We start from the raw sequence: 12,891 nt of genomic DNA, 5'->3' as shown, positions 1-12,891 counted from the left end.
GTGATGGCCTCGTTTAAAGGAGCTGCGCCTATATCCGCTAAAGTAAGGGTTTTCAAATCAAAGGACCGCCGGAGCGAAATTTATCTGACGGTTATTCTCATTTGCTGCAACATTTGTCCACGGGGTGCGTTTAGTAGTTAAAATCCACCAACATTGGAGGTCATGAGTTATGAAAATGTGGTTAAAGCCTGCCGCGTCCATTTTGATTGCCGGTTCCCTGCTGATGGGAGGAGCATACGTCAACGGTTCATGGGGGGTGGTCGGAACGGCCACTGCCGCCGAGAGCAATTTTCAAACCAACGTAGTCAGCGTTCAAGGAAAAGGCGAGATTACCGTGAAGCCGGATGTGGCTTATTTGTCCATCGGTGTGGTCACCAAAGCGAAAACGGCCCAGGAAGCGCAGAAAACGAACGGCGAGAAAGCGGCCAAGCTGACCAAACTGCTTAAGGAAACTTGGGGCATTAATGAAAAAGATATCAAAACCGGTCAATTCTCGGTCCGCCCCGATTATACGTATAACGATAAAACAGGAGCGGAATCCATCAACGGGTATACGGCCCGTTATTCGCTGGATGTGACCTACCGCAATCTGGATAAGGTGGGAGAACTCTTGGATGCGGCTTCCGCTGCGGGGGCCAATCAAATCGACGATATCCGCTTTGGCGCCGAGAAACCGGAGCAATACGAAGAGCAAGTTATCCAAAAGGCGATGGCCGATGCGGGCCGGAAAGCGGGCATCCTTACCAAAGCGGCCGGCCGCACGTTGGGCCAGGCGGTAAGCATTAGCCTGGAAAACGCCAGCATGCCGAGCATTTCGGTGCAGTACAAGGCGGTTAACGAGGTTGCCATGGACAGCGCGGGAAGCACACCCGTAGAAGCAGGAGAAATCGAGTTGCGGACGACGGTTAACGTGGTTTATGAGATGAAGTAAGGCTGCGATAGCTGGAGCCGCCTCCGTGTGTTTGACGGAGGCGGCTCCGCTTTATGCAAATCTCTTGGTATATGCAGGCTTTAATCTTACTAACGCACAAGCTCCGTCTCTCCGGTCGTCACTTCAATCATGATCCATAAGGCAAGTATAAAACCGTATACAAAGGACGCTTCGGCGAACATGGAATCCGCTTGGGGATTTCTTGGAATGATTAGTTCAGCCGGGTTTTTATTCCCGTCAAAAAGTTCTTCCAAAATGCTTTTCATATACGTCACCCTTTCAGTTTCTTATATTTACAATTCCTTGAAAGGACCGACTGCACATGATAGGATATTTATGCAGTCTGCCTTTTAGGTGATTGCAGGCGGGAAGTGGCGTGGTTCTTTGTCGAGAGTGCGCCGCTTCCTTTTATTTTTTGAGGTCGTCATGGATCTTATGGATACCTTTTTGGATGATTTCTGAACGTGAAGTATTTAATTCTTTTGCGCTGTCATCTAGTTTTTCTAGTGTAATCTTATCTACCCGAACACGCAGCATAGTATCCATAGGATTGTCCGTTTTCGGCCCCGGTTTCTTTTTAGCTACCAACATATCACCTCCAATTCGTAGCTACAAGATAAATACAGATCTGTAGCTACGAGTTGTCAACTTGATTTTAAATATTTATTGGAAAATTTTATGACAAAAAAACAACCGTCCATTCTTTCTTGGTCCATGGTTGAATGGAATAGTTGCAAAATGTACAGTTACTTATCCGGATTGCTGCCACAGCGCCTGATTAAGTGTAAAACCTGCAGTTACTCCGCTATCTTTCGAAGACTGAGGCTAAAAATGAGAAAATAAATGTATGAAATGCAATTAAACGAATGATTCGGGAAATGTCTGAAAGGGCGAAATAAATAGGCCGCAGTGGTTTGCAGCTTTGTCAAGGCTAAGATTTTATTCGTACTCCGTCTGTAGAATTTCAAAAAAGATCGGAACCCATATAGAAAGTCTAAATCACTCTGACCCCGAAGCGGAAGCTTCGTCGGTCACGGTGATTTTTTACTATTTGGGGCTTTTTGTAGGAGTCTGGGTTAATTTACCTAAGGATATTTCCGAAATATAGGGATAGATGGACTAATTTCACAAAATTGATGCTTCGGAAGCAGAAGGAGGAAAAGGGATGTCGTTTATGGATGAGAAGATTACCCAGCTTATCAATGAAGTAGAGCAATCCATGGTTCCCCGCTCGATTATGGAGGGACCGGTAAAAATCGGCAAGCGGTATTATGAATTTACGTTGCAGTCTTATTATGAGGATAAACTTTCCCTCTACCTTCCTGCTGACTTTGAAGAGATGCCCAAGGAATTCCGCTCCATCAAGTATCCGTATGAGCAGCGGCCCGAAATTATAAGAAGCGATGAGGCGGGGGCCGTAAACTTTACGCTGAATCGGGTCGAAATTGACTTCAAGGATGAGATGGTCGAAGAGCTCACAGCGGACATGAAAACGATGATTCAAAAATCGAATCCTTCCCATATTTTCTATAACAGCGGGGTAGAGACCGTTAACGGAAAAACGTTGGGATACTTTGAGTTCAAAAATATGGTGATTGACGGTGCCCTGTTTAATATCATGTATTTCCTGGAATTTGCCGGCAAGATCCTGATGGGAACTTTTTGCTGCCGATATGAGGACTACCCGGATTGGCGAGATATCGCATATCAGGCTATTCGCAGCATTACGGTCAAGGCGGAGGATGAGGGAGTGGCGCAAGTATGAGTGAAACGGTTTATACGTCGGCCCATATCGTGGTGTCCCATTACAAGTTCGAGAGAATTACGGAACTCGTCATCCATAAACCGATGAACGACCATGGGAAGCTGCTCCTCAGCGGCATTATTTCCGAAGACCTGAAGGATAAGTACATAGAACAAGCGGAGGCCAGCGATACCATTCAGGTGGCGGTTCAGGATCAGGACAAACCGATCCCGCTGTTTTACGGGGTCATTACGAATATTTCCGTTCAGGCCACTCGGGGCGTAAGAAGCATTACCATAGAGGCGCATAGTCTCTCAGCCCTGATGGACATTCGCAAGCAGACTCGATCTTTTCAGAACAAAACGTTAACTTATAAAAGTTTATTCCACCGCTTGATCGCAAGCTATCCCGATTCGGACCTCATCGATGAAGCGTCTCAAGGCAAAACCATCGACGACCTGCTGGTTCAATATCAAGAGACCGATTGGGCGTTTTTGCGGAGATTGGCTTCGAATTTTCATGCTCCTCTGGTTCCGGTCAGCTCCCAGCCCGGCGTCAAGCTGTATGTGGGAGTGCCGGGTGGCGATAATCCCCGGAAGCTGGATGAATATAACTACTCCATGAAAAAAGATTTGCAAGATTACAAACTGAAGTCCGAGAACGGTGTTGGGGATATTTCGGAGCAAAACAGCATCAGTTACACGGTAGCCAGCCACAAGCTGTTGGAATTAGGCGATGCCGTAACGTTTCAGGGGCGGACATGGTATGTCGGCCGGGTGGAGACGAAGCTGGAGAACGGTGTGCTGAGCAGTTTATATGATTTAAAAGATGCCAAAGGCTTACGCTGCCGCACGGAATATCCTTATGCGCTTGCGGGAACGTCGTTATTCGGGACGATCCTTGACGTGGCCAAAGATAAAGTGAAAGTGAAGCTGCATATCGATCAGGATCAGCCGGTAAGTGAAGCCATGTGGTTTGCGTATTCCACGGTGTATTCCTCGCCGGACGGGAGCGGCTGGTATTGCATGCCGGAAGTAGGGGATGAAGTGCGGCTTTATTTTCCGGATGAGCAGGAGAAACATGCTTTTGCCGCAAGCTCGGTCGATACGGATTCGGCAAATCCGCAGAAACGAAGCGATCCGGCGGTGAAGAGCATCAGCACCAAATACGGAAAAGAAATTGTATTTAAACCCGGTGCGGTTGAAATTATCGGCGGAGGCCAGCTGTTGATGAGGCTCACCGACGAAGGCGGGATTGAAATTAACAGCGACAAGAAAATTTCGCTAACGGCCATGGAGGATATCGAAATCACCGGCGGCGCCAAGATTCTGATTCAAGGGGAGTCGGGTATTGAATTCATTCAAGGGAACACGTCGCTGAAAGTGGAGGACGAGGTGACGTTTACCGGGGGCCGGGTGAATATCAAATGAGTTCGGTCATGAGCCGTGAAGAGGCGCTGGGTTTGTTTTTGGAGAATCATGTGCTGGATCGTTGGCAGGGAGACTTGGAGACGATTTCAGAGACCTTTATTCAAAATCAAGACTCCATTAAAGCGGGATTCGCCGGCGTCATGGACGCGGTTTGCCGAAAGGGCGCCGGGTTTCAAGATACGGGAGTGAAGGGAGAAATCCAGTTTATCTACCTTTCTTTGCTGCGTACAAGTGTAAAGGAGCATCAGGCTGACTACCGGATCGACCTTTATGATGAACGCTGGTTTTTTGATCCGGTAGAGTGTTCTTTGAACTGGCAGGCCGAGTTCATTTTCGCTCCATTATTTCAAAGAATGCGGGAGCTGGACCAGCTCAAATCAAGCTATGCCCGGAAAGTATCGTCAATGGACATTGAGCGGATTTTGCAAATGGAAGCGGAGCGTTATCATCTGGTCGCTATCGAGTTTATGCGAAGTATGGTTCCGGCCGTTCTCGATTGTGAAGGCTACAAGCTGCTGGCGAAGAAGCCAAATCTTTGCATTTTTGCGGGAGAATATCGGGATCGCAGCGAGGTCATTTACGGGCAGCCGGAAGCAGGACCAGCAGGGATCGCGGAGGAGCCGTGATGGGAGGAGGCAAGCCATGGATTTCTTTGTGATGCAACAGGATGAACGTTATGCTGATGTACCCGTCTTACAACATATTCGGCAAAAAATCGATATCCGCCATATGAATCGTTTGCAAGCCCACCACATCGCGGATACGACCATCTTTCAGGTGAAGGCCACTTCCGAGACCGAGTACCCGGATCTGCTCAGCGATCAGCTCTTTCTGGTGTCAGAGCCATTGAAGAAGCTGATTGCCATGTACGAGCCGGATTGCATGTTCAAGCATATTCCGCTGATGGATCATTTTAATGGCAAGCAGACCCTGTACTTTCTGCCTTTTTTTGAGGAAGTGGAAGCGCTAAGTCCGCGTAGTGAATTTAATGCGGATCGCAGCGTGATCAAGAAGCTGGTGCTTCAAAGCGATAAGGTGGTGAAGAAACGCATTTTCCGTGTACGGGAAAGCGAGAAACCTCTGATCATTGTCCGTTTGGATGTAGCAGAGAGTATCATGCGACGGGATTTGGTCGGGGTCAGCTTGAAGAAGGTTGCCGTAGAGTGAACTAAATACAGGTGTGAAAGGGGCGAGAAATGATGGATAAGTACGAATATGCGGTTCGCGGCGCGAAAATTTTTTGCGAATGCGGTTCGCATGTCCGAAGGTTGAATTTACCGCAAAGTCATGGGGCCTTTGTTAACGACAAGCCGATGATGAATGAAGCGGACTGCGTTCCCGAGGTGAATATTTCGAGCTTCGGGACATGCGACAGTCCGGAGAATCAGAGCGGTGAGACCGTTTATTTGATCTCGATGGAGGGCAAAGAAATCCAGGGAAAGCCCTGTAAATTTGCTCTATTGGACGGCAGTAAATGGGAGAAAACCAAAGAGCAGGCCAAGGTCGATGGGAAACCAGCGTTGACTACGGAGTCGGAATTACACTGCTCATTAGGCGGGGTGATCCGGTTTAACAGCAGCGGCCAACAGGAAAAGGATTAGTTATGCGATCGGGGGCTAGTGGATATGGTAGGGTATGAAAGCCTAAGAGTAGCATCGCCGTACCGGATTAAGATCGTTCAAGATATTCAAATGCAATGGAAGCCCAATGAGCATGGGCGGTTGTTTATCTGCGGTGTTGCCGATGACCAGGATCAGACGAATGCGGTGCTCAAAGCCTCTGCGGATGATCGGATTGAGGTTTTTGCAAGTCAGGAATCGGGGGAGGGCAAAATTTTTAGCGGCCTGATCTCCGCCGTGCAGACCAAGCATCATAACGGGGTTTATGTGGTCGAGGTGGAGGCCGTTTCCGGCACAAGCCAACTGGATGTCCAGAAGCGGCGCAGGTCTTTTCAGGATTCCCGGATGACCTACGGCGAGCTTGTACGAAATGTGTTGAAAGGTTATGCCGGGTCCGATGTGATTCAATTGATCGGCGATAAAGAACCTATCGGCCAACCTATTGTCCAGTATGACGAGACGGATTGGGAGTTTCTGAAACGGATGGCGAGTCATTTTGAGACGGTTTTGTTCAGTGATATTTCCGAAGCCAAACCGCGGCTTTACATCGGGGTGCCCAGCAGGAACAGCCTTCGGCTTCCGGATGATTTGCCGTATACGGCAAGCAAAGATTTGTTCGCCTATCAGGAGGCTATGGCGGCGGGGGCATCCCCGTTGCATTTTACGGATTTTTTTACTTATGAGGTAAGAACGGGGGAGCGTTACTCGATTGGCGATGAGGTTCTTTTTCGCGAGAAACCGCTGGTGATCAGCGAAATAAAAGCCGGGATGGATCAAGGCCAACTGGTCTATACTTACCGGTTATCGAGAAGCGAGGGCATTCGTCAAAACCGGATATGGAATCGTCAACTGGTTGGCGTCTCGCTGAACGGCAAGGTGCTCGATGTCAAAGGGCAGCAGGTCAAGCTGCATCTGGAAATCGATGAAAAGCAGCCGCCGGCCGCGGCGTATTGGTTTCCTTTTGCTCCACCGACGGGGAATGTGATGTATTCGATGCCCCAGAAGGGCACGACGGCCAGTCTTTACTTTCCGGATGATGCCGGAAGTAAGGCGAAAGTCACCGGGTGTGTGCGTACCAATGGAGAGGACTGCAGCAAAACGGGGAATCCGCAAAACCGCTACTTTGGCACCGAACATGGCAGCGAGCTTGAAATGACGCCGACCGCGATCAATATCGTGAGCGGCTCCAAAGAGCCGTTAAAGATTAGCTTTGACGACGCGGCAGGCGTCACCCTGACGAGCCATCGGAAGCTTATGATGAACGCCGGTGAGGAGATTTCGCTATATACGCCCAAACGAGTTGTCTTCCGGACGACCAACATGATTTTGGCCAAAAAATTAAGCAAGCAGAGCGGGTTTACGCTGGAAAGCGAGTACCATGTATTGGGAAGCCAGGTCAAATTGGTTGGAGCTGACCGGACAACCTATTCCAAATATGATGACGATATTCAGACCTATACGCCGCAGAAGCAAGAAAAGAAGGGCTGGGGCCTCTTCGATACAGTTTTGGCCGCCGTGGCCGTTGTCGTGGTCGTCGCTTTGGTGGTCGCCGCTACTGTGGTGACCGGTGGAGTCGCCGGAGCCATATTAATGGGCGCGGCTTGCGGAGCCATTGCGGCCGTGGGTGCAACCGCCATCGGCGACTTGGCCCGCGGCGAACTAAGCAGCGGCGCTACCTACCTCAGGAGTGCGGTAACCGGGGGGATTGTCGGAGCCATAACCGGGGGACTTTTTGGACCTATTGGTGGGGCTACATCTAGTTTGGCTCCGATGACGGCAAGTCAGCTAACGAGTGCATATACAGGCATGCTTGCTACCGGTTTTGCCAGTGGATATACTGACTATGTATTGACGGAATCCATCAATGGACGTCGGCCAACTTTATCGGGGGCATTAAATGCTGGCGCTTATGGCGCTATGTTCTCCGGCGCGTTAGTACTCTTCAAGCCTATTAAGAACGCTGTACAAGGTCTTTTCCAAAAGGGAATTAAGCCTAATACGGCTACATTGAACAGGCCGACTCCTATCGAGGAGTTGGAGGTTAATAATAATCGTAAACCGGATGTGGAGGAAGGGCCGAATAGAGTTGCTGGGGGGCAAGCTAATGTTGTATCACAAGTGAAGTATGGAGAAAGTGATCTATCCCGAAAGATTATTGAGGAAAGGATAGCAAAGGGCGATAAGAGTGCTAAAAACTATGCTATATTTGAATATATTGATAACAACGGGAATTTAACTTCTAAAATAGCCAATAGTGAAGGGAAAGTAGTTGATGGAAAATTCATTGAAGGGCGTCATTCCGAAAGAGTTCTACATGAATATCTTCAAAGCGAAGGAATTGATCCTTCACAAGTTAAAAGAATATATTCAGAAAGAGATTTTTGTAATCTAAAAGGTCATAACTGTTCAAAACTTATTTTTGAAAATTATCCAAACGCTGAGAAGAGCTATACCTATCCTTTTGCTACTAAAGAAGAGGCTGTTCAAAGCAGAAAGCAAATGATAAATGACATAAAGGAGAAATTTAAAGAGCATTTTTTACAACAAAATACGAAAAAGTAGGGTGGTATTGAATGTTGGTATCTAATCAAGTTATCAGAGAATTCTGGGAAGATGAATTTATAAAATATGAGGAAAATAGCCTTCAAAAATTTGGTCTTTCTAACGAAACTATATCATTTCTAACAGATGTAGGTTTACCTAATGAAGAAATATTGAAAAAAAATGGAATAAATCATTATTTCTATGATAGTACAAATTTTGATGAAAAAATTATAAACAATGAAAAGTATATCATTGTTGGGAAGCAAAAAGATATAAGTGACTATTATTGTATTAAATGTGAGACGGATGAGTTTGTTATTCTTGATGGTAGTAATGTAGTATACATTAATTCATCTATTCGTAATTATATTATTTTTGAGCAAATTTGCCGTTCAGAGTTTTATAAAGTAAAAGCGTACGAAGAAGAAGAAATGATGGCAGCAGTTTCTAGAATGAAAGAAAAGTTTGTTTTAATTGAGCCTGAAGCATTAGCGGAGGGCAGTTACTGGGATCAATATTTATTTCCATATGAAATTGGCTTCCTGTAGTTTAAAGCATCAAACTTTATGGCGGGGACAATGCATAAATAGTTTGTAAACGAGGAAGAATTCCAGTGCAAAAAGTAAGTTGATTTAGATTACCCAAAAATAAGCTGCAGTAGAGTACAAGTGCTCACTGTAGCTTTCTTTGCTTTATAAATTGGAGGACCGGGTATAGCAGAAAATTGATTAAGTCAATGGAGGATAAATGATGAAGATTTTGTATGAAGACTACATTACCGAAATCAATGAATGTTATGATGATTACAAAAATGAAGATAAACTAAGTACGGTTGAAGCAATTGCAAGAACTTTGTATGACTTTGAGGGCTTAATGTATCGTAGTGAAACTGAGAAAGCCATTATTCTTATTTTTTATGGTCAACTAATTGTTTCCGAACAATCAAGGGTGTTGGTTAATACAAGGGACAATCTATTAGAAAAGTTAAATAGTATAGATTTTATGACAATTAAGCAAGAGCAGAAGCTCACTGTAGAGCAATACGATGAATTACAGTCTAAATTCAATGATGTTATAGAAAAAATCAACAGAATGCCGCTAGATACTTGTCGTTTAGCAAGATGGTATTATGAAGAATTAGTAGAAGAGGTGAATCGATATTTTTTAGATATTAAACGTAATGATATGAATGTAGAACAAATTATAAGAGATATATTTAGTCGGTTTAATCGTGATTGCAATAATACTCTCAGCGAAAAAATGATTGTATATACAACTTTGGGAGAGCTACTCATATCGCATTTTTTTATAATTCCAGAGGAAATTCTTGCAGAAATAAAAAGTTTCAATATTAACGATACAAAAGATCAACTTCTTCAAGTAGAAAAAAAGCAACTAACCGAGCGTATTAATAAGATTTTGGGCAATCAAACTATTATGGATACTAGTAAGAAAAAAACAACAAAGGCTGAACGCCATGTATTGTATAAAGCAGTCAAAGATTTTTGTGAAAAAGGAAATAATGATATTGTCTGTCCTCGTTGTGGTAAAAAACTTGAGTTTCAAGGAAATTTAACTTCATATAGGATATCTTGTGAAGATGGAGAATGTATCAGTTTAACTGCTAGAGGGTTATAAACCTCCTTTTTTATTGGAAGGTGAAGTAGATGAGTAATTTGATCGACATAATAGTACAAAATTGATGAAGAGAATAATATTGTAAACTTGAACAACAAGGAGGAGTTGCTAGAAGAATTAAAATAATAATAGGAGGAGAACGATGGGACTAGATGAAGGGAAAATAATCATTAACAATAAAGAGATATTTCATGGAATGAGTAGCGGAAGTTTTATAAATATATTTTCATCTGAAGTAAATAGCTATGTCAATGGAGATATTGAAAGATATAATTTTAAAAATCCACAAATTATTGATGGATTACAATTGTGGTTGAGAATTGTATTTAAAAAGAAATGTATATCATCTATTGAGTTGAAAAATGCCGACCCCAAACTAAAAAATTCTTATGACAATTGGTCAGAAGATAAAATAGAATTAAAAAGAAAAAGTCATGATGAATGGTTAATGAATCAATTAGGTGAACCAACTGAAAGAAAGCTGGCATGTATAAAATATGATTATACTTGGGGTGAGATATTATCATATTTTGATCCAAAAGGTGGGGATACTGGGATAGCAATAAATTATCATAAACAGGATGCATAAAGTGTCTATATAAGTTGAACCAAAAAACATTTAGTGTGTTTGGTCACTTTCTAAGCAAGGCAACGACGAAGCGAAATTACTTGAGGATATTTCCATGGATCAAAGGCTCATTCCGACTTGACTACAAGTTAGGAATGAGCTTTTTTGAAGAATAAGCCTTTTTACATTTTAGAAAACAAATGATAGTACGGATTTTTTCTTCAAATAATAGCAAAAGGGGCGGTGTCCATGAGTCAAAAGTTAACTTATGAAGAAATAACCGATTTATTTGATGAGACTTTTCAAGAGTATAAAGATAAAAATTTGAGTAATCTTGAGGCATTGGCCAAAACATACGAGGATCTTGAGTTAATCATGAGTAAGGGGGACCTTGAAAAAGCTACGGTATTAATAAGATATTGTGAACTGGTATTAAAGCAACCTTATGTATTTTATAAATCAAAAGACTACTTGTTACAATATTTAAACGAAATAGACTATGACTCTTTAGAACAAGAACTATCGAGTATCCAATATCAAGACTGATTACACGAAAAGTTCAGGTTTTATACAATCTCAACAATAAGCCTGTAACTAATAATGCGAGAGCCATGTGGTACTATGATGAAATGACCAATGAAGTTAATCGTTACTATAGTTCTATTTCTTCAGATAGTGAAACAAAGGATGCAATAGCTAAAGTCGTCCTTGACCGTTTTAAAAGGGATTGTAGAAATACAAAGAGTGAAAAAATTGTGGTTTACACTACGCTTGCTGAACGTTTACTAAATGATAGTTTGACGGAGTCCATTGAATATCAGAATATTAAAAATACTCTAAAGGAATTTAATGTTGATGAGGTAGGCGAACAACTTTCTAATGATGAAAAACAAAAGCTTCAATTGCGAATTAGGAGAGTATTAAATCATCTTTCGGACGATACTCATTAGGAGGCTAGGGCTGATATTTTTGATCCTGCTACTCGGCCAAATCCTGATGTTGACAAATTACTAGGAGATTTAAAAAATGATTACGTGCGAAAAATGGTCTATAAAAGAAGGTTATCTAAGAAATTTCAGTGAGTATTTAAAGCTTTTTAATGTTGAACTTTGCGAGGAAATGATATTTAGCAAGTAAGAAGCTGATAAGAAGGAAATAATTGGTTCACATGTTTTTAAGGATGGTAGTATTTTTGCTGTGTTTTCTTATACTGATGAGATTCAAATAGTTTTACATAATAATATCTACAATCTCAGTAACTCTAAATTTACGATGGATTTTGAAAATCTTAATGATGAAGCTCGTGTATTCAGACTAAGAAATAACGGTAAGGTAGTATACGAGGTAGAATATCAGCGGGAAAAGTAGTTGATTTCGACCCATGGAGTAATGAAGATGATGTTGACTTCTTTGCATGGCTAACAAAAATGCACACTCAAGGAAGGTTCGAGGTTCTTTATAACAGATAAGAAAACCGGGGATTTATTATAAAAGAGTATAAATTGTGAAACAGAAGATACAGATAATATTTGCATGCGTTTTGCGATAGTCGAGCCGCCTCCGTGTGTATGTCGGAGGCGGCTTTATTTTATCAAATCTCTTGGTACGTGCAGGCTTTAATCTTACTAACGCACAAGCTCCGTATCTCCGGTCATTACTTCAATCATGATCCATAAGGCAAGTTTAAAACCGTATACAAAGGACGCTTCGGCGTACATGGAATCCGCTTGGGAGCGTAAGTCCAACAATTCTTCGAGCTCTTGAAAATCGTGTTCAGACAGCTTGTCTTTCCACATAAGTATTGTATCGGATATTTTACGATTTAAAGGACGATACTCTGGATTTCTTGGAATAATTAGTTCAGCCGGGTTAATATTCCCGTCAAAAAGTTCTTCCAAAATGCTTTTCATATACGACATCCTTTCAGTCTCTTATATTTGCAATTCCTTGAAAGGACCGACTGCACATGATAGGATATTTATGCAGTCTGCCTTTTAGGTGATTGCAGGTGGGAAGTGGCGTGGTTCTTTGTCGAGAGTGCGCCGCTTCCTTTTATTTTTTATCGTCCAACTTATGAATAGCTTGCCTAACACCCTCTGAACGCTCAATATTATTGTTTTTGCAGTACTTATCCAGTTTTTCAAGCGTATCGTTGTCCATTCTAATGGTAATTTTGTTAGGCTTTGGATTGTCTGTTGGACGACCCATTTTCTTGTCGGCCAAACACTCACCTCCTACTTTTGCCGGACATAAGTATTGTACATTTATGTCGGACATAAGTCAACGGATAGATTCAGTGTTAAATAACTAATGAAGGAAAGACGATGGAAGACATGGCACTTATGAAAGTGGACCAGCAGCAGAAGGACCAACTCCTCAACAATTATTTGTGAAAAATGGTTCTTGGGAAGAGTTCA

At 42.9% G+C, this 12,891-nt stretch carries 16 protein-coding genes; 12 read left to right on the top strand and 4 right to left on the bottom strand.

Going from position 1 to position 12,891, the window contains the following annotated elements:
• The first annotated feature begins 169 nt into the window (after window positions 1-169).
• Window positions 170-931 carry an SIMPL domain-containing protein gene (locus NYE74_RS02190; RefSeq protein ID WP_155619670.1) on the top strand — a complete coding sequence of 254 codons (762 nt, stop codon included), beginning with the start codon at window positions 170-172 and terminating at the stop codon, window positions 929-931.
• Between the two features lie 89 nt (window positions 932-1,020).
• On the opposite strand, the gene NYE74_RS02185 is transcribed toward NYE74_RS02190, so the two are convergent.
• Both NYE74_RS02185 and NYE74_RS02180 read right to left on the bottom strand, forming a co-directional pair.
• On the bottom strand, window positions 1,021-1,197 hold the full coding sequence (locus tag NYE74_RS02185) for a hypothetical protein (protein WP_196427474.1): 177 nt from the start codon (window positions 1,195-1,197) through the stop codon (window positions 1,021-1,023).
• A gap of 142 nt (window positions 1,198-1,339) precedes the next feature.
• A complete protein-coding gene (locus NYE74_RS02180) occupies window positions 1,340-1,519 on the bottom strand; it encodes a CopG family transcriptional regulator (RefSeq protein WP_155619671.1) in 180 nt (59 codons plus the stop codon).
• Window positions 1,520-2,096: 577 nt separating this feature from the next.
• Between NYE74_RS02180 and NYE74_RS02175 the strand changes: the two genes are divergently transcribed.
• The 11 genes from NYE74_RS02175 to NYE74_RS02125 all read left to right on the top strand — a co-directional run bounded on the left by NYE74_RS02175 (window position 2,097) and on the right by NYE74_RS02125 (window position 11,424).
• The gene (locus tag NYE74_RS02175; protein WP_155619672.1) at window positions 2,097-2,696 is read left to right on the top strand and encodes a hypothetical protein; all 600 of its coding nucleotides are present in this window, start codon (window positions 2,097-2,099) and stop codon (window positions 2,694-2,696) included.
• Complete coding sequence (locus NYE74_RS02170; RefSeq protein WP_155619673.1) at window positions 2,693-4,105, top strand: phage baseplate assembly protein V; 1,413 nt, start codon at window positions 2,693-2,695, stop codon at window positions 4,103-4,105. Before NYE74_RS02175 ends, NYE74_RS02170 begins: the two co-directional genes overlap by 4 nt.
• On the top strand, window positions 4,102-4,731 hold the full coding sequence (locus NYE74_RS02165) for a hypothetical protein (protein WP_155619674.1): 630 nt from the start codon (window positions 4,102-4,104) through the stop codon (window positions 4,729-4,731). Before NYE74_RS02170 ends, NYE74_RS02165 begins: the two co-directional genes overlap by 4 nt.
• 16 nt (window positions 4,732-4,747) lie before the next feature.
• Window positions 4,748-5,272: an imm11 family protein gene (locus NYE74_RS02160; protein ID WP_128631028.1), complete on the top strand. Its 525-nt coding sequence runs from the start codon at window positions 4,748-4,750 to the stop codon at window positions 5,270-5,272.
• A gap of 32 nt (window positions 5,273-5,304) precedes the next feature.
• Window positions 5,305-5,706, top strand: coding sequence for a DUF4280 domain-containing protein (locus tag NYE74_RS02155; protein ID WP_128635263.1), 402 nt, complete (start codon window positions 5,305-5,307; stop codon window positions 5,704-5,706).
• A 24-nt stretch (window positions 5,707-5,730) separates the two neighbouring features.
• Entirely contained in the window at window positions 5,731-8,286 is a 2,556-nt protein-coding gene (locus tag NYE74_RS02150; protein WP_155619675.1) for a nucleic acid/nucleotide deaminase domain-containing protein, read from the top strand.
• A gap of 11 nt (window positions 8,287-8,297) precedes the next feature.
• The gene (locus NYE74_RS02145) at window positions 8,298-8,816 is read left to right on the top strand and encodes an SUKH-4 family immunity protein (RefSeq protein WP_124333541.1); all 519 of its coding nucleotides are present in this window, start codon (window positions 8,298-8,300) and stop codon (window positions 8,814-8,816) included.
• A gap of 202 nt (window positions 8,817-9,018) precedes the next feature.
• Window positions 9,019-9,906, top strand: coding sequence for an Imm3 family immunity protein (locus tag NYE74_RS02140; protein WP_170180055.1), 888 nt, complete (start codon window positions 9,019-9,021; stop codon window positions 9,904-9,906).
• A 142-nt stretch (window positions 9,907-10,048) separates the two neighbouring features.
• Window positions 10,049-10,495, top strand: a complete 447-nt coding sequence (locus NYE74_RS02135) for a hypothetical protein (RefSeq protein ID WP_124333543.1) — start codon at window positions 10,049-10,051, stop codon at window positions 10,493-10,495.
• Window positions 10,496-10,723: 228 nt separating this feature from the next.
• Entirely contained in the window at window positions 10,724-11,020 is a 297-nt protein-coding gene (locus NYE74_RS02130; protein ID WP_036627113.1) for an Imm3 family immunity protein, read from the top strand.
• A 65-nt stretch (window positions 11,021-11,085) separates the two neighbouring features.
• A complete protein-coding gene (locus NYE74_RS02125; protein ID WP_155619676.1) occupies window positions 11,086-11,424 on the top strand; it encodes an Imm3 family immunity protein in 339 nt (112 codons plus the stop codon).
• A gap of 675 nt (window positions 11,425-12,099) precedes the next feature.
• Here NYE74_RS02125 and NYE74_RS02120 read toward each other — a convergent pair.
• Together NYE74_RS02120 and NYE74_RS02115 are read right to left on the bottom strand one after the other, a co-directional pair.
• Window positions 12,100-12,384, bottom strand: coding sequence for a DUF6809 family protein (locus NYE74_RS02120; RefSeq protein WP_155619677.1), 285 nt, complete (start codon window positions 12,382-12,384; stop codon window positions 12,100-12,102).
• Between the two features lie 142 nt (window positions 12,385-12,526).
• Window positions 12,527-12,697, bottom strand: a complete 171-nt coding sequence (locus tag NYE74_RS02115) for a ribbon-helix-helix domain-containing protein (RefSeq protein ID WP_115311264.1) — start codon at window positions 12,695-12,697, stop codon at window positions 12,527-12,529.
• Window positions 12,698-12,891: the final 194 nt, after the last annotated feature.

It is taken from the genome of Paenibacillus sp. FSL P4-0127 (genome assembly GCF_038007325.1).
GTDB lineage: Bacteria > Bacillota > Bacilli > Paenibacillales > Paenibacillaceae > Fontibacillus > Fontibacillus macerans.
This window is presented reverse-complemented; position numbering and strand designations above follow the sequence as displayed.